Below are 16,170 nucleotides of genomic sequence, written 5' to 3' on the forward strand. Positions count from 1 at the left end.
CCGTACGCGGTCCACGACACGTACCAGATCCGTCACAAGTCCCCGGCCTTTCGTCGGCGCACCGATCCCGCCTGCCTAGGGTGGGGGACGTACCGCGTTTCCGGCCCCGCCGGTTGCGCCCGGCCGCGAGACCCCTGGGGGATTTGCACCATGCGCAGTGGCGCGAAGATCGGCATCATCACCGGCGTGTCCATCGCCGTCCTCGCGGGCGGCGGCTACGGGGCCTACAGCCTGGTCGGCGGCTCGGACTCCGGGTCCTCGGGCGACAAGAAGCCCCGTACGGTGGTCGCCGAGCCGCCCTCGGCCGATCAGGCGGCGAACGGTGCGAAGGACTTCCTGGCGGCCTGGGCCTCCGGCGACATCGCCAAGGCGGCCTCGCTGACCGACGACCCGGCGACGGCCACCACGGCGCTGACGGCCTTCAAGGACCAGGTGAAGCCGAGCGCGCTGACCCTGACCCCGGCCGGCCCGGCCACCCCGCAGGCCTTCGCCTCGGCGACCGGCACCCCGACCCCGGCCAAGCCCACCGGCGCGGCCTCCGCGACCCCGACCGCGGGCGCCACCCCCGGCGCCACCGACTCGCCGTCCGCCGCCGCCCCGACCGGGCCCACCGGCGTGCTGATGGGCTTCAAGGCCCGGGCCGAGTTCGCCGGCACCAGCCGGGTCTGGGACTACAACGGCTTCCTCGGCGTCGTGAAGATGAGCGACAACACCCCGGCCGTGCACTGGGCGCCCTCGGTGATCCACCCGCACCTGTCCGGCAACGAGACCATCGCCACCCAGCAGGTCTTCGCCCCGCCGTCCTCCGTGGTGGACCGCAACGGCAAGGCGCTGCAGGGCGCCTCGCTCACCCCGGCGCTGATGGCCACCCTCCAGGACAACGCCCACAAGCTGCTGCCGCCGGACCCGAACAAGGACCAGGACGCGGGCACCGCGGTGGTGATCAGCGACCCGGCCGGCAAGACCGCCGCGGACAAGCTGTTCACCATCGTCGAGCCCAAGCCCGGCAAGCCCTTCAAGGTGACCATCGACAACACCCTCCAGGCCGCCGCCGAGAAGGCGATGACCGACCTGGGCGGCAAGTCGGGCTCCATCGTCGCCATCGAGCCGAGCACCGGCCAGGTGCTGGCCTTCGCCAACGCCCCGGCCACCGGCCAGAACCGGGCCTTCACCGGCCTGCTCGCCCCGGGCTCGACGATGAAGATCGTCACCTCGACGGCCCTGCTGGAGGCCGGCCTCGGCCCGGACTCCCCGGTGGCCTGCCCGGAGAAGAGCAGCAACCCGGTGGCGATCCCGAACGACTTCCCCGGCGCCTTCCCGGACTACACGCTCCAGAAGGACTTCATGGTGTCCTGCAACACCGCCTTCATCAACCAGGGCCTGACCAGCCTCAAGCCCGAGACGCTGTCCGGCACCGCCAAGGACGTGTACGGCATCGGCCTGGAGTGGAAGACCGGCCTGCCGAACGCCGACGGCAAGATCCCGGCGACCCCGGGCAGCAAGGACGAGCAGGCGATGAACTACATCGGCCAGGGCAAGGTCCAGATGAACCCGCTGGCCATCGCCTCGATCACGGCGACCGTCCAGAGCGGCGCCTTCAAGCAGCCCGTCCTGGTCGCCGGCCTGCCGCAGCAGCAGGCGGCCCGGCAGATCTCGCCGGACGTCGCCGCCAAGCTGCGCGCGATGATGAACGCCACCGCCGTCGGCGGCACGGCCAGTCAGGTGATGGCCGGGATCACCGACAACGCGGGGGCCAAGACCGGCTCCGCCGAGGTCCAGGGCGCCTCCACCACCAACAGCTGGTTCACCGCCTTCCGCGGCAACCTCGCGGTCGCTGCCGAGGTCCAGGGCGGCGGCCACGGCGTGGACGCGGCCGGCCCGGCCGTCGCCTCGCTGCTCAAGACCGGCAACAAGTGACCGCCTAGCGCCTGGCCGGTACGCCCGGACAGCCGGCCGGTACGCGGGGAGCCCGCCACGACGTCGTGGCGGGCTCCCGTGCGTCCGGGCGCGGTCAGCCCCGCGGCAGGACAGACCCCTAGGCGGGCCAGGGCGTCGCCGGGCGCCGGCTGCTCCAGCGCCGGGCCGCCAGCCGGGGCCAGATCACCAGCACGGCGGGCAGCGCCAGGTACCCGAACCGCCCGGCCGGGGCGAGCATGAAGGCGATCGCGAGCCCGGCCGCCAGCAGGTCGGCGGCGGCGATCGCGGAGACCGGCGGCCGGGCCACCAGCCAGATCGCCACCCCGATCAGGGCGAGGGTCATCAGCGCCAGCGAGACGGTGTGCCCGGTCGGCCCGAAGCCGGCCAGCACCTTGCCGGGCAGCGGGCTGCCCGCGGGGGTGCGGATCGCGGTCATCCCGAGCGGGAAGCGCACCACCTGGTCGCGCAGCGCCTCCGGCTGGGTCAGTACGGACGGCAGCAGCACCGCCGCGCTCACCCCGACCCCGATCAGCGCGGTGCGGGCGGCGGGCCGGCGCCCGTACAGCCGCCACAGCAGCAGGACGGCCACCGGCAGGGCGGGCCAGGCGGTCCACTTGAGGCTGCAGGCGAGGGCGAGCACCAGCCCGGCGGCGACGGTGCGGTCCCGCTCGGCGAGCGCCATGGCCAGGCAGCAGACCCCGATCAGCGGCAGGTCGACGCCGCCGACCACCAGGGCGAGCGCTATCAGCGGCGAGGCGGTGAGGACGGCCAGCGGCAGCAGCGGCGCCCGGTCCCGGTCGGGCCGGAGCAGCCGCCAGGCGGCCAGCAGGCAGACCACGAAGGTGAGGGCGAACCAGATCCGGGCGTCCCCCGCGACCCGGGCGAAGGCCGTGGAGCTGCCGAGCAGCTGGCGCGGCAGCCCGAACAGGGACATCGCCGGCAGGTAGGGGTTGTAGTCGGTGACCACCACGGGGTGCGCGAGGTAGACGTCGCCGGTGGTGAGCATCAGGTGGGCCGAGCGTTCGACCACCATCACCTCGGACTGGTGGCGGCCGGTCACCGCGAGCAGTCCGAGCGGCGCCAGCACGGCCCCGAGCAGGGCGACCACGGCGGCGGCCTCGGCCGCGAAGCGGCGCGGCAGGGTGAGGCAGAGCAGGCCGGCCACGACGTAGGCGGGGGCGGCGACGAGGCCCCACAGCCGCTGGTTGGCCAGGTCGGAGACGAGCGGGAAGGCCGCGGCCCAGCCGGCCGCGATCAGACAGCCGAGCAGCTGTACCCAGCGCAGCGAGGCGATCCGGGCGGGATTCCACCGATCGGGCGTGGGCGGAAAGGTGTTCTCACCACGCTGACGGGGGAACGGCCGGGTCGAGGAGCCGGCCGGGGGCCGTCCGGATCTGGCCGGCAGTTCGGCTCCGATGGACTGGGCCGGCGTTCTGGCGCGGCCGGTGAAGCGGCCGCGCGGGCGGGAGAAGCCGGGCGTGCGGGTGCTCACCATGGTGGAAGGTTATGGCGGCGAACCGGGCCCTGTCGCCACTGCCTCGGGTGCCGATCGGGACGCTACGCGCGTAGGGCCGCCGGGTGTCGTACCACGCGGCGGCCCTTCACGATTGGGTAACGGCCCGACGGCCGACGCCCCGGTCAGCCGGCGTCGGTGCCGGCCGGGACGCCCTGGCGCTCGGCGCGCTCCAGCCGGGAGTGCTTGATGCTGTACCCGAAGTAGACGGCCACCGCCACGACCAGGGCGATCGCGCCGGCCCGGAAGGTGTCGGCGTGCAGGCCGGTGATCAGGTAGGCGCAGAAGCCCACGCTGACCAGCGGGACGACCGGGTAGCCGGGGACCTTGAAGCCGCGCGGCAGGTCGGGCTGGGTGCGGCGCAGGACGATCACACCGATCGAGACCACGGAGAAGGCGATCAGGGTGCCGAGGCTGGTGATGTCGGCCAGCACGTCCAGCGGGATGAACGCGGCCAGCGCGCCCACGCCGACCCCGACCACCAGGGTGTTCCAGACCGGGGTGCCGGTGCGCGGGGAGAGCTGGGCGAAGCGCTTGGGCAGCATGCCGTCGCGGCCCATCGAGTACAGGATGCGGGTCTGGCCGTAGATCACCACGAGGGTGACGCTGAAGATCGAGATGATCGCGCCGACCGCGAAGATCATCGCGGGCCAGCTCTGGCCGGTGATGTCCTGCATGATCTGGGCGAGTCCGGCCTCCTGGTCCTTGAAGCCGGTCCACGGCTGGGCTCCGATGCCGGCCAGCGCGACCAGGACGTACAGCAGGGTCACCACGACCAGCGAGACGATGATCGCCATCGGCATGGTGCGGCGCGGGTTCTTGACCTCCTCGCCGGCAGTGGACACGGCGTCCAGGCCGATGAAGGAGAAGAAGATGCTGGAGGCGGCCATCTGCACGCCGCCGATGCCGAGCGGCATGAACGGGGTCAGGTTGCCGGAGTGGAAGCCGGTCAGGGCGACGCCGACGAACAGCAGCAGGATGAGGATCTTGATCCCGACCATGGCCGCATTGACCTTCACCGACTCGCTGACGCCGCGGATCAGCAGGAAGCAGATCATCGCGACCAGCAGCAGCGCCGGCAGGTTGAACCAGTGGGTGCTGTCGGGCGCGCCGGACAGCTGCTGGGGGATCTTGAACCCGAAGGCCAGGTCGAGGAACTTGTTCAGGTACTCGGCCCAGCTGACCGCGATCGCGGAGGCGGAGACGCCGTACTCCATCAGCAGGCAGATGCCGACGCCGAAGGCGACGCCCTCGCCGAGGGTGGCGTAGGCGTACGAGTACGAGGAGCCGGAGACCGGGATCGCGGAGGCCATCTCGGCGTAGCAGAGCGCGGTGAGCCCGGCGGTGACCGCGGCGATCACGAAGGACAGGATCACGGCCGGCCCGGCCTGCGGCACCGCACTGCCGAGGACGAAGAAGATGCCGGTGCCGATGGTGGCGCCGATGCCGATCGCGGACAGCTGCCAGAGGCCGATCGAGCGGCGCAGGTGGATGCCGGAGCGGCCGCCCTCCCCGGGTGCGCCGGCCGGGAGGTCCCGGCCCTCGCTCTCCGCGATCAGGGTCGAGACGGGCTTGCGGCGCAGCAGACGCGCACCGAGGGTGTTGCTGGCCAAAACTGCGGTCCTTCTGGGCGGGGGGAGGGTGTCCTGACGGCCGGTCACCCTGTGTGCACTGGGGGGTGCCTTCGGGGACCAACCGAACAAACATGGGACAGTACCCGGCAAAGGCACCAGTGTCGCAAACAAACAATATTGATCAGCGCATTGTACGAATCGGCGCATCAGAGCTCACAAACCGGACACTCCGCACGCGGCGGATCTTCCGGACATCGGATAGAAGAGCAGGTCGGCGGCCCTGTCCGGGTCAGCCGCCGAGCACCGCCCGCATCACCGAACGGGCGATCGGGGCGGCCAGCGCGCCACCGGTGACGTCCGTGGCGTCACTGTCCGCGACCACCACGGCCACCGCGACCGGCGGCACCGCGTCCGAGCCGGCCGGCTTGGCCCAGGAGATGAACCAGGCGTACGGCGTCCCGCTGTTGTCCACCCCGTGCTGGGCCGTCCCGGTCTTGCCGCCGACCACCGCCCCGGGGATCCGGGCGTTGCCGCCGGTGCCGTTCTCCACCACGTCCGTCATCAGCTTCCGCACCTGCCCGGCCACCGCCGGGGTCAGCGCCCGCCGGTAGACGGCCGGCTTCATCACCTCGACCTCGGTGCCGTCGCCCCTGGTCAGCCGGTCCACGAGCTGCGGCCGCATCACCGTCCCGTCGTTGGCCACCCCGGCCGCGACCATCGCCATCACCAGCGGGGTGGCCGCGGTGTCGAACTGCCCGATCGAGGAGAGCGCCAGCTGGGACGGGTCCATCGCGGTGTCGACGTTGGACCGGGCCGGGCGCACCGGCAGGTCCAGCCTCGGGTCGTTGAAGCCGAACCCCTCGGCCGTCGCCACCAGCTTCGACAGCCCGGTCCGCACCCCGAGGTAGCCCAGCACGCTGTTGCAGCTGGCGGTCATCGCCGCGTCCAGCGAGAGCCCCGGCCGGTCGCAGGCCGCGCTGTCGTTGACCAGCGGCGTGGTCGTCCCCGGCAGCACGTACGGGAAGGGCGCCCCGGTCGGCGCGTCCGGGTCGGTGACCGCCCCGGCCGCCAGCGCCGCGGCCGCGGTGACCACCTTGAAGGTCGAGCCCGGCGGGTAGGTCTGGCGCAGCGCCCGGTTGAGCATCGGCTGGTCGGTGTCGGCCTGCAGCCGGTTCCAGGCCGTCTGGTCGGCGGCGGCCGAGCCGGCGAAGCCGCCCGGGTCGTAGGAGGGGGTGCTGGCCAGCGCCAGGATCCGCCCGGTGGCCGGTTCGATCGCGGCGACCGCGCCCTTCTGGCCGCCGAGCCCGCGCATCGCGGCCTGCTGGGCCGCCGGGGAGATCGTGGTGTACACGTCCCCGCCGGGGTTGCGCCGGCGGGTGATCGCGTCCCGGAGCGACCAGCCGGTCAGCCGCCCGTCGGTGCCGGTCAGCAGGTCGTCCTCGGTGCCCTCCAGCTGGCTGTTGCCGTACGCCTGGGAGGCGAAGCCGGTCACGGCGGCGTAGGTCGGGCCGTCGGTGTAGGTGCGCTTGTAGGCGTACCGGCCGCCGGTGGGGCTGGAGCCGGTCACCGGACGGCCGCCGACCAGGAGGTCCCCGCGCGGCTGGGCGTACCGCTCGACGGTGAGCCGCTGGTTGGCGCTGTTGCGGTCGAGGTCCCGGGCCTCGAAGACCTGCACCCGGGTGGCCTGCACGCACAGCGCCCCGACCAGCAGCAGGCAGAAGGTGGCCGCCCGGCGCCCGGTCACCGAGATCCCGGGCAGCCCCTGCGGGCCGTTGCCCCGCGGCCGGAGCCCCACCATCACGGCACCTCCGGCACGGGCGCGGTCACCGGTGCGAGTACGGGCACCGGCCGCCGGGCGTCATCACTCATCCGCACCAGCAGCGCCACGATGATCCAGTTGGTGACGACGGAGGAACCGCCCTGGGCGATGAACGGCATCGTCATCCCGGTCAGCGGGATCAGCGCCAGCACCCCGCCCGCCACCACGAACACCTGGAGGCCGACGATCGCGGCCAGCCCGATCGCCAGCAGCCGGCCGAACGGGTCGCGCAGCGCGATGCCGGTCCGGAAGCCGCGCGAGACCAGCACCGCGTACAGCAGCAGCACCGCGATCAGCCCGGTCAGGCCGAGCTCCTCACCGATGGTCGCGAGGATGAAGTCCGACTTGGCGGCGAAGCCGATCAGCACCGAGTGCCCGTCGCCCAGCCCGGTGCCCAGCTCGCCGCCCCAGGCGAAGGCGAACAGCGACTGGGCGATCTGGTTGGCGCCCCTGCCCGCCGTGATCGAGCCCAGCGGGTCCAGCCAGTCCACCACCCGGCTGTGCACGTGCGGCGAGAGCCAGCCCACCGTCACCGCGCCGACCGCCGCCAGGCCCAGGCCGATCGCGATCCAGCCGGTGCGGGCGGTGGCCACGTAGAGCATCACCACGAACAGGCCGAAGTACAGCAGGGCCGTCCCGAGGTCGGTCTCCAGCACCAGCACCCCGACGAAGGCCGCCCAGATCAGCAGCACCGGCCCGAGCACCCGCCCGCGCGGCAGCTGCCAGCGCCAGACCCGGCGGCCGGTCAGCGCCAGCGCGTCCCGGTGCACCGCCAGGTAGGCGGCGAAGAAGACCGCGAGCAGGATCTTGGCGAACTCCCCCGGCTGGAAGGAGAGCGGCCCGACCACGATCCAGATCCGGGAGCCGTACACCGGCGGGAAGAAGATCGGCACCACCAGCAGGACCAGCGCCAGCAGCGCCCCGAGGTAGGCGTAGCGGCGCAGCCGCCGGTGGTCGCGCACCAGCAGCAGCACGGCGGTGAACAGCCCCACCCCCAGGGCCGACCAGAGCAGCTGGGTGGGGGCGGCCTCGCGGCCCGTGGTGGCCCGGTCCAGGCGGTAGATCACCACCAGTCCGATCCCGTTGAGCAGCACCGCGATCGGCAGCAGCAGCGGGTCCGCGTACCGGGCCCGCCACCGGACCACGCCGTGCGCCGCCAGGGCGAGCACGCCGAGCGCGGCCCCGTACTGGGCAACGTCGGCCGGCGCCTCGCCGTCGAGGTTCACACCGACCTCGACGTAGCCGAACACGGCGGTCAGGACGGCCGCCAGCACCAGCACCAGCTCGGTGGTGCGCCGAGTCCGCACCGGCCGGTCCGGCCGGGCGGCGGATCTCGTCACGGCGGAGGGTGTCGCCACGGACCGTCCTGGGGGGAGGCGGGAGTCGGGGAGGCCGGCCGGGTCCGGGCGCCGGTGCGGCGGGATCCGTGCCCCGGTTCGTCACCCTAACGAGCGCTATCCATATTTATTGGCTCTTCGCTGCGGTATGTCCGCTGGTGTCGCGATACCCCTCACTGCGGCCGCCGCCCGGCCAACGCCGCCACCCCGGCCCCGACCACGGCCAACAGGACGACGGACCACGGCAGTTCGCCCCAGTTCACGACGACCTCCCCGGTCCGGTCCGCGAGCACCAGCCCGCGCACCGCCGCGTTGGCCGGCGAGCCCGGCACCACCAGCACCGCCGCGGCCAGGCCCAGCGCGGTCAGGATGCCGTACGGCGAGCGGACCAGCACCGGCCGACCGGCCAGCGCCCCGACCAGCACCCCCAGCAGCACCGAGACCGCCGCGGCGAGCACCCCGGCCTGCAGCGCCTCCCCGGCCCCCGGCTGCCGCGGCGCCCCCGGACTGGCCACCGGCCCGTGGGTCCACCACACCAACGCCACCTCGCCCGCCGCCAGCAGCCCGGACACCGTCAGCGCCGCCAGCAGCGCGCCCAGGTGCACCCGCGCCGGGCCCGCCACCGCGACCAGGCAGGCCCGCGAGGCCGGCGGCTCGGCGTTCAGCGCGCCGCGCACGTACCAGGCGCTCACCGGCACCAGCGCCCCCGCGCCGAAACCGAGCCCGCCCAGCAGCGGATCGCCCGGCGCCACCCCGACCACCAGCAGCAGCGCGAGGGCCAGGAACGGCGGCAGCCAGGCGTGCGAGCGCACCAGCAGCTCCAGGTGGTACCGGGTCAGCGCCCCGACCTGCCTCACCGCTCCCCCTCCCGCCGACGCACCGCCAGCACCCGCAGCGCCGGGCGGCTCAGCAGCAGGCCGCGCAGCAGGGCGTCCGAGTGCCCGGCCGGCACCGTCAGCCGCACCGCCGTCCCGCCCAGCGCGGCCACCGCCGGCGCGCCGGGCAGCCGCTCCGGCAGCGGGGCGCCGTCCGGGAGGTCCACCTCCACCTCCACCACCGGCCCGCCCCCGTCGACCGCCGGCGCCTCCTCGGCCTCCGGCCGCAGCCCGCCGTCCGCACCGACCCGGTAGGCGGCGCTGGTCCGCCCGGCCAGCCGGGCCGGGTCGTGGTCCACGAACAGCACCGCGCCGCCCGCCGCCGCCCGCTCGGCGGCCGCGTCGTCCAGCACCGCCCGGGCCACCGGGTCCAGCCCGGTCCAGGCCTCGTCCAGCAGCAGCACCGGGGCCTCGGCGATCAGCGCCTGCGCCACCGCCACCTTCTGACAGGTGCCCTTGGACAACCGGCTCAACGGGGTGCCCGCCCGGTCCGCGACACCGAACCGCTCCAGCCACTCCCCGGACCGCCGCCGCGCCGCCTCCGCCGACAGCCCGTGCACCCGGCCCACCCGCAGCAGGTACGAGGCCGCGTCGAACGGCAGCGCCGGCGGGAAGCGCTCCGGCACGTACGCCGCGGCCCCCGGCCGCACCACCCGGCCGGTGCTCGGCCGCTCGATCCCGGCCACCAGCCGCAGCAGGGTCGACTTGCCGCTCCCGTTGGCCCCGGCGATCCGCACCAACTCCCCCGGCCCGACGGCCAGTCCGACGTCCCGCAGGATCCACCGGCCGCCCCGCCCGTACCGCTTGCCGACCGCGGTCAGCTCCATCCGCCCCCGCCTCCCTCCGATCCCCCGAAGGCTATCCGGCGCGGGTAAGGCCGCCGTGAGGACCGCACCGGGCAACCCCGTTACCGCGCACCGGAGTTCACCCCGGACGGGCGGGTGCACCGTCCGGTCCCGTTTGGCCTTGACGAACTGATGATCCCTAGGATCGGCCGGGTGAATACCGGACGACGACCGAAGACCAGGCTCGGCAGCCTGCTGGCCGCCCTGGCGATAACGGGCGCCTCGCTGCTCCTCGGCCTGCCCGCCCACGCCGACGAACCATCAGCCGGCGCCTCCCCCGCCCCGAAGGAGGCCCCCAAGGTCGACCTGATCCTGGACGTCAGCGGCTCCATGAACACCGCCGACATCCAGGGCAAGAGCCGCATCTCGGTGGCCCAGAACTCGCTGAACGAGGTGATCGACGCCCTGCCCGCGGAAGCCGACTTCGGCATCCGCACCCTCGGCGCCACCTACCCCGGCAACGACAAGACCGTCGGCTGCCAGGACACCAAGCAGCTCTTCCCGGTCGGAAAGACCAACAAGGTCGAGGCCAAGACCGCGGTCGCCACCCTGCGCCCCACCGGCTGGACCCCGATCGGCCTGGCCCTGCGCGGCGCCGCCCAGGACCTCGGCAAGGGCGACGCCACCCGCCGGATCGTCCTGATCACCGACGGCGAGGACGACTGCGCCCCGCCGGACCCCTGCGACGTGGCCCGCGAACTCGCCGCCCAGGGCATCCACCTGGTGGTCGACACCCTCGGCCTGGCCCACGACGACAAGACCCGCCAGCAGCTGCTCTGCATCGCCAACGCGACCGGCGGCACCTACACCGACGTCCGCACCGGCCAGCAGCTCACCGACAAGGTGAAGCAGCTGATCGACCGCAACGACGACACCTACACCGTCAACCCGGTCAAGACCGCCGGCACCGACAAGTGCGAGAGCGCCCCGGTGCTCACCCCCGGCGTCTACAGCGACCGGGAGAAGTTCTCCGAGCACCGCGTCTACAAGGTCCCGGTCAAGTCCGGCCAGGAACTGCGCGCCTCGGTCAGCGTGGGGCTCGACCGCGCGGTGAACCGCGACTACGGCGTCCTGCTCCAGGCCACCAGCGCCACCGGCCAGGAGCTGGTCCGCGGCACCGACGCCGGCAGCACCCGAACCGACGTCATCTCCACCGGCCTGCGCTGGTCCACCAACGACTCCAAGGGCTACGTCACCGCGAGCCCGACCGCCACGGCCAAGGACAAGCCCGACACCACCGTCTGCCTGGTGGTCAGCAACTCGCTCGCCCCGCAGGCCGGCGTCCACGTCGACCCCGGCATGCCGCTGGAGCTGACCGTCGACCTCGCCTCCGCCTCGCCCGCCCCCGAGGGCGCCGCCATGGGCCTCGGCCGCGGCTGGATCCTGCTGCTCACCCTCACCCTGGCCGGCCTGGCCTTCGGCCTGGTCTCGGGCTGGATCGCACGCTGGCGGATCGCCGTCTGGCGGGAGAACTGACCATGCGCACCACGATCCGCGGCGCCCTCGCCGCCCTCGCCCTGCTGCCCGCGCTCGCGCTGGGCGCCCCGGCCGCCTCCGCCGCCGCGCCGTCCCCGACGGCGACCGCGAGCGGAACCCCGGCCCCGGCCACCAAGGCCGGCACCTCCTTCCTGACCGCGGTCAACCTCTCCCCCGGCCAGGACGCCAACGTGGCCGTCTCCACCGGCGACTACCTGTACTGGGCCTTCGGCGCCTCCGAGGGCCAGACCCCGACGGTCAGCCTGACCGTCAACCTGGCCCCGGCCGCCGACCGGCACGGCCCGCAGACCTGGACCGTCGAGGTCTTCGACGGGCTGCGCCGCCGCCAGGCCTGCACGGCCGGCACCCAGAACGCCACCGGCGACCAGAACACCGCCTCGCTGACCCTGAACTGCACCCTGCGCGAGGTCCGCACCTGGGCCGAGCCGTGGTCCGGCGACCCGCTGCCCGGCACCTACTACGTCCGGCTCTCGGTCACCGACGCCCCGCAGCCCGACCTGGGCCTGGCCGCCACGACCCAGCTGCACGTCGCCGCCAAGGGCAACGCCGACAACGCCCAGCCCGAGGGCGGCGAGCTCAAGGCCCCGCTGGTCCCGCCGGTCGGCGGCGGCGCGAGCACGGCCAAGGCCGCGGCCCCGGTCGCGGCGCAGGAGCACTGGTACACCGGCTGGTTCTCCGGCTGGAACAGCCGCTGGTACTGGACCATCGGCGGCGGCTTCCTGGCGGCCCTGGCCGGCGTCCTCGGCTTCCACCTGACCCGCCACCCGCGCGGTCACCGCCCCGGCCACCACGGCCCCGTCCCGCCCCAGGGCTCGCACCACCAGCACGGCTCCTACGCCGAGCGCCCCTGACCGTCCACCCGCACGACGGTCCCGAGGGCCGGCCGGACACCTCCCGGCCGGCCCTCCGGCGTATCCGCACCCCGGCACCGCGCCTACCCTCGAACCATGCAGCCCGGCCGGATCGTGGTCGGCGTGGACGGCTCCGCCCCCGCCCGCGCCGCCGTCCGCTGGGCGGCCGGGCTGGCCGGCCGCACCGGCGCCCCGCTGGAGGCGGTGGCGGTCTGGGACTTCCCCTGCCTCTTCGGCGAGCACGGCCTCGTCCCACCCGCCCTGGACGGCTTCGAGCCGGAGCGCCGCGCCGCCGAGATCCTCGACGAGGCGGCGGCCGACTGCGCGCTCCCGCTGCGCCGCCGGCTGAAGGCCGGGCCGCCCGGCCCCGCCCTGGTCGCCGCCGCCGACGGCGCCGCCCTGCTCGTCCTCGGCAACCGCGGCCGGGGGAGCCCGCCGGACGCCCCGCTGGGCACCGTCGCCCAGTACTGCCTGCACCACGCGGCCTGCCCGGTGGCCATCGTCCGGACGGGCCCGGAGCGGCTCAGCCCTTGAACAGGTTGTGCCCCACGTCGGAGGGCACCTCGTCCTGGACCGGCTTGCTGCCCGGCCCCGGCACGTGCTCGCCCGGGATCGGCTCGTCGCCCTCCCGGTGCAGCAGCACCACCCCGTCCTCGGCCCAGACCTGCCGGTAGCCGTGCGCCAGCAGCAGCTGGATCCGGTCGGCCTGCTCCTTGTCCGTCTTGAACGGGAAGGACCGCTTGTCGGAGCGGGTCAGCACGTACGCGCGTCCGCGCGGCGTCCCGTCCACCAGCACCACGTCCGTGCGGGCGGTCAGCCGGGGCGCGATCTGGTTGTCCGCCTCCACCGAGGCGCCGTCCGGGATCAGCGCGGCCGCCCGGACCAGCGCGGCCTCGCTCGCCCGGGGCTCCCAGGAGGACGGCACCGCCAGCTGCAGCAGCCCGATCGGCACCGCCGCCACCAGCGCCACCCCGACCGTGCCCAGGCCCAGCAGCCGGGCCCGACGGCGGGTCCGTTCGGGCCGCCCGGTGCTGCTCAGCCGCCCCAGCACCTCGACCGTGGCGGTCAGCAGGACCGGCCAGAGCATCGAGTCGTAGTGCCGGGCGATCGACCAGTGGTTGGGGTTGCTGGAGAGGATCCGCTCGGCCAGCAGCGGCACCATGCACAGCACGGTGGCCGAGCGCAGCGGCAGCAGGAACAGGGTGCCGAACAGCCAGAGCAGCAGCAGCGGCTTCAACGGCTGGTCGAAGGCGGTCTGCACCAGCAGGAACGGGTTGTGCAGCAGGTTGCTGAGCGCCTGGCCGCCGTCGTCGCCGAGCGCCTTGTAGTTCCAGTAGTAGCCCGGCTCGCCGCCCATCGCCGGGATCAGCCACTTGATGGCCACCGCCGAGGCGAGCGGGCCGCCGAGCAGCAGGCCCAGCCCGGTGAAGCGCCCGGCCCGGTCCTCGGCCCGGTCTCCAGTACCGCGGGTGCGCAGCAGCAGCACCAGGCCGTACGCGCCGACCAGCAGGCCGAGGTCCTCCTTGGTGCAGCACAGCAGCACCGCGGCGAGCACCACCGTGCCGTAGCGGCGGGCCAGGCCGCGCTCCAGCATCAGCAGGGTCAGCGGGACGGCGAAGGCGACCTCGTGGAACCCGACCCGGGAGGCGACCAGCAGCGGCCAGCCGAGCGCGTAGACCAGCCCGGCCAGGTCGGCGGCCCGGCGGGCGGTGCGCGGTTCGGCGGCGGCGAAGGAGTGGGCGGCGATCCGGCGGATCAGCGGCACCCCGAGCGCGAACAGCAGCGCCTGTCCGATGATCAGCGAGCGCGGGTCGTCCCAGATCCAGTACAGCGGCGCGAGCAGCGCCAGGACCGGGGAGAAGTGGTCGCCGAGCAGCGAGAACCCGGGCGGGAACTCGTGGTGGTAGTACTTCAGCGTCGAGACCGGCAGGCCGAAGTGGGCGTAGCCGCGCACGCCCTGGTCGAAGATGCCGAGGTCGAAGCCGCCGAGCGAGACGGAGGCCCAGCCCTGCATGCCGATGGCGCACATCACCGCGAAGCACAGCAGGCTGAGCAGCACGGTGCGCCGGGCGGGCGTGCCCAGGACGGCCGCGGCCCTGCGGGCGGCGGCGGGTACGGCGGCCCGGGTCGTCGGCGGGATCGCGGTCTGGGTGGTCACGTCGGCTCTGGTCCGTCTCTGGTCCGTCAGGTCCGGTCCGTCAGGTCCGGTTGCTCAGGGCGGGGTCGCGGTCGCGGTCGTCGTCGCCGTGGTCGCGGTCGTGCTCGTGCTCGTGGTCGAGCTTGGCGCCGAGCAGCGCCCAGGCGCCGGCCGAGGCGGCCACGGCCTGCCGCCGGGCCCGGTACAGCCGCAGGCCGATCACGACCAGGACGGCGACGGCCATCGGCGGGTAGATCGAGCCGGGCAGCTGCCAGAACCAGTCGACGCCGCGGCCCCAGCGGTGCGGCACGGCCCACATCACGTGGGAGAGGAACACCACCGCGGTCACGCCGAGCAGCACCCGGCGCCCGGTGCTCCTGGCCTCCGCGGCCAGCAGGGCGAGCAGCGGGATGCACCAGACCCAGTGGTGGGTCCAGCTGATCGGCGAGACCAGCAGCGCGGTGAGGGCGGCGCAGACGCCGCCCCAGGCGTCGGCCCGGCGCAGCACCCGGGCGGAGCGCCCGGCGAGCACGGCCACCCCGAGGCCGAGCGCGGCGACCAGCGCGGAGGCGGTCAGCCCGACCAGGCCGGGGTCGTTGACGTCGAGCAGCCGGCAGACGGCCCCGCGCAGCGACTGGTTGTCGACCAGCACGGTGACGCCGACCCGGCTCGGGTCCCACAGGTACTTGGTCCAGAAGCCGAACGTGGCGTCCGGCAGCACGATCCAGCCGATCAGGCCGGCCGCCAGGAAGGTGCCGATGGAGACGAACGCGGCCCGGATCCGGCCGGTCAGGAAGAGGTAGACCGTGAACAGGCCCGGGGTGATCTTGATCGCGGTGGCCAGGCCGATGCCCACGCCCTTGAACCGGCTGCGGTCGGGGCGGGTGAGGTCCCACAGCACCAGGCACAGGATGCCGAGGTTGACCTGGCCGTACTGGAAGGTGGTGTACACCGGCTCCAGCCAGACCGCGAGGCCGGCGCCGAGGACGGTCGCGGCCGTCCGGTACCGCCGGGCGGGCCAGCCCGCCAGCTTGAGCGACAGGTGCACGGCCAGGCCGAGCAGCGCGTAGTTGCCGAGCGTCACCAGGACCCGCAGCGGGCTCACGTCGAACCAGGTGCTCGGCACGAACAGCATCGCGGCGAACGGCGGGTAGGTGGCCGGGAGGTCCCAGCCGGGCAGTCGCATCGCGTACAGGTCGTCACCGTTGACGACGGCCTGGCCCTCCGCCCGGTAGACGAGCATGTCGACCATGTTCGCCCCGTGCAGGTGCCGCTGGAGGACGAAGGCCGCCACCGACACCGCCGCGACGCAAGCCGCCGCGATGGTCCAGGAATTCGGTCTTCCGCTTGCCGGGCCGCCGCCGGGCCCCTCCGGGTCCGCCTGCCGCCCCCACCGTTTCAGACCGAACTCGCGCACCGCGATGGCACCCCGTTGAGATAGACCAGATCGTTCCCTCGTCACCGTCTGGGCCCAACCACCATAACCGACCCCCCTGAGACTCCCCTGAGTCCCAAAGCGCAACGAATTCCGCCCACCTGAGGGCGCTGTGACCTCCGTCACGACCGGGCGGACGACCCCCGGGAAGCACAAAACGCGAAATCCCGCCGGGAGTTGACTCCCGGCGGGATTTCGCCGTACCGGTCGGAACCGGTCCGTTGGGTGGAGCTGAGGGGATTCGAACCCCTGACCCCCTCGATGCGAACGAGGTGCGCTACCGGACTGCGCCACAGCCCCAACGAGAAGAAACTCTAGCACCTTTCGGAGGGGGTCCGTGACCACCCCCTGGTCGGGGTGGCCACGGCGG

12 protein-coding genes and 1 tRNA gene are annotated in these 16,170 nt (G+C 73.9%); 4 read left to right on the forward strand and 9 right to left on the reverse strand.

The genetic code is table 11. The annotated features are described in order from the left end of the window. Nucleotides 1–150 precede the first annotated feature (150 nt). Nucleotides 151–1,917 carry a penicillin-binding transpeptidase domain-containing protein gene (locus tag ACFVXG_RS07475; protein ID WP_387925234.1) on the forward strand — a complete coding sequence of 589 codons (1,767 nt, stop codon included), beginning with the start codon at nucleotides 151–153 and terminating at the stop codon, nucleotides 1,915–1,917. A 118-nt stretch (nucleotides 1,918–2,035) separates the two neighbouring features. On the opposite strand, the gene ACFVXG_RS07480 is transcribed toward ACFVXG_RS07475, so the two are convergent. The 6 genes from ACFVXG_RS07480 to ACFVXG_RS07505 all read right to left on the reverse strand — a co-directional run bounded on the left by ACFVXG_RS07480 (nucleotide 2,036) and on the right by ACFVXG_RS07505 (nucleotide 9,862). After that, on the reverse strand, nucleotides 2,036–3,412 hold the full coding sequence (locus tag ACFVXG_RS07480; protein ID WP_387925236.1) for a glycosyltransferase 87 family protein: 1,377 nt from the start codon (nucleotides 3,410–3,412) through the stop codon (nucleotides 2,036–2,038). A gap of 143 nt (nucleotides 3,413–3,555) precedes the next feature. After that, entirely contained in the window at nucleotides 3,556–5,211 is a 1,656-nt protein-coding gene (locus ACFVXG_RS07485) for an amino acid permease (protein WP_387925238.1), read from the reverse strand. A gap of 82 nt (nucleotides 5,212–5,293) precedes the next feature. Continuing rightward, nucleotides 5,294–6,802: a penicillin-binding transpeptidase domain-containing protein gene (locus ACFVXG_RS07490; protein WP_387925240.1), complete on the reverse strand. Its 1,509-nt coding sequence runs from the start codon at nucleotides 6,800–6,802 to the stop codon at nucleotides 5,294–5,296. After that, nucleotides 6,802–8,163: an FtsW/RodA/SpoVE family cell cycle protein gene (locus ACFVXG_RS07495; protein WP_387925242.1), complete on the reverse strand. Its 1,362-nt coding sequence runs from the start codon at nucleotides 8,161–8,163 to the stop codon at nucleotides 6,802–6,804. The genes ACFVXG_RS07490 and ACFVXG_RS07495 overlap by 1 nt, the downstream gene beginning before the upstream one ends. 170 nt (nucleotides 8,164–8,333) lie before the next feature. Beyond that, the gene (locus ACFVXG_RS07500; RefSeq protein WP_387925243.1) at nucleotides 8,334–9,017 is read right to left on the reverse strand and encodes an ABC transporter; all 684 of its coding nucleotides are present in this window, start codon (nucleotides 9,015–9,017) and stop codon (nucleotides 8,334–8,336) included. Next, entirely contained in the window at nucleotides 9,014–9,862 is an 849-nt protein-coding gene (locus ACFVXG_RS07505; RefSeq protein WP_387925245.1) for an ATP-binding cassette domain-containing protein, read from the reverse strand. Before ACFVXG_RS07505 ends, ACFVXG_RS07500 begins: the two co-directional genes overlap by 4 nt. A gap of 171 nt (nucleotides 9,863–10,033) precedes the next feature. Here ACFVXG_RS07505 and ACFVXG_RS07510 point away from each other — a divergent pair, with 171 nt between their 5' ends. The 3 genes from ACFVXG_RS07510 to ACFVXG_RS07520 all read left to right on the forward strand — a co-directional run bounded on the left by ACFVXG_RS07510 (nucleotide 10,034) and on the right by ACFVXG_RS07520 (nucleotide 12,762). Next, complete coding sequence (locus tag ACFVXG_RS07510) at nucleotides 10,034–11,356, forward strand: VWA domain-containing protein (RefSeq protein ID WP_387925247.1); 1,323 nt, start codon at nucleotides 10,034–10,036, stop codon at nucleotides 11,354–11,356. 2 nt (nucleotides 11,357–11,358) lie between these two features. Further along, on the forward strand, nucleotides 11,359–12,228 hold the full coding sequence (locus tag ACFVXG_RS07515; RefSeq protein WP_387925249.1) for a peptidase: 870 nt from the start codon (nucleotides 11,359–11,361) through the stop codon (nucleotides 12,226–12,228). Between the two features lie 96 nt (nucleotides 12,229–12,324). Next, nucleotides 12,325–12,762 (forward strand): universal stress protein, encoded by a 438-nt coding sequence (locus ACFVXG_RS07520; protein WP_387925250.1) that lies wholly within the window; start codon nucleotides 12,325–12,327, stop codon nucleotides 12,760–12,762. Here ACFVXG_RS07520 and ACFVXG_RS07525 read toward each other — a convergent pair. From ACFVXG_RS07525 to ACFVXG_RS07535, 3 genes are all read right to left on the reverse strand, one after another. Next, on the reverse strand, nucleotides 12,752–14,386 hold the full coding sequence (locus ACFVXG_RS07525; RefSeq protein WP_387925252.1) for a DUF2079 domain-containing protein: 1,635 nt from the start codon (nucleotides 14,384–14,386) through the stop codon (nucleotides 12,752–12,754). The genes ACFVXG_RS07520 and ACFVXG_RS07525 overlap by 11 nt on opposite strands. A gap of 40 nt (nucleotides 14,387–14,426) precedes the next feature. Then, entirely contained in the window at nucleotides 14,427–15,665 is a 1,239-nt protein-coding gene (locus tag ACFVXG_RS07530; protein WP_387925254.1) for a glycosyltransferase 87 family protein, read from the reverse strand. A 361-nt stretch (nucleotides 15,666–16,026) separates the two neighbouring features. After that, nucleotides 16,027–16,100: transfer RNA gene (locus tag ACFVXG_RS07535), tRNA-Ala, on the reverse strand. Nucleotides 16,101–16,170: the final 70 nt, after the last annotated feature.

Source organism: Kitasatospora sp. NPDC058162 (genome assembly GCF_042884005.1).
Lineage (GTDB): Bacteria > Actinomycetota > Actinomycetes > Streptomycetales > Streptomycetaceae > Kitasatospora.

What these genes read in the sequence shown, in the direction of transcription:
- ACFVXG_RS07475 (WP_387925234.1), top strand. Translation starts at nt 151, where the DNA reads ATGCGCAGTGGCGCGAAGATCGGCATCATCACCGGCGTGTCCATCGCC.
- ACFVXG_RS07480 (WP_387925236.1), bottom strand. Translation starts at nt 3,412, where the DNA reads ATGGTGAGCACCCGCACGCCCGGCTTCTCCCGCCCGCGCGGCCGCTTC.
- ACFVXG_RS07485 (WP_387925238.1), bottom strand. Translation starts at nt 5,211, where the DNA reads ATGCGCCGATTCGTACAATGCGCTGATCAATATTGTTTGTTTGCGACA.
- ACFVXG_RS07490 (WP_387925240.1), bottom strand. Translation starts at nt 6,802, where the DNA reads ATGGTGGGGCTCCGGCCGCGGGGCAACGGCCCGCAGGGGCTGCCCGGG.
- ACFVXG_RS07505 (WP_387925245.1), bottom strand. Translation starts at nt 9,862, where the DNA reads ATGGAGCTGACCGCGGTCGGCAAGCGGTACGGGCGGGGCGGCCGGTGG.
- ACFVXG_RS07515 (WP_387925249.1), top strand. Translation starts at nt 11,359, where the DNA reads ATGCGCACCACGATCCGCGGCGCCCTCGCCGCCCTCGCCCTGCTGCCC.
- ACFVXG_RS07520 (WP_387925250.1), top strand. Translation starts at nt 12,325, where the DNA reads ATGCAGCCCGGCCGGATCGTGGTCGGCGTGGACGGCTCCGCCCCCGCC.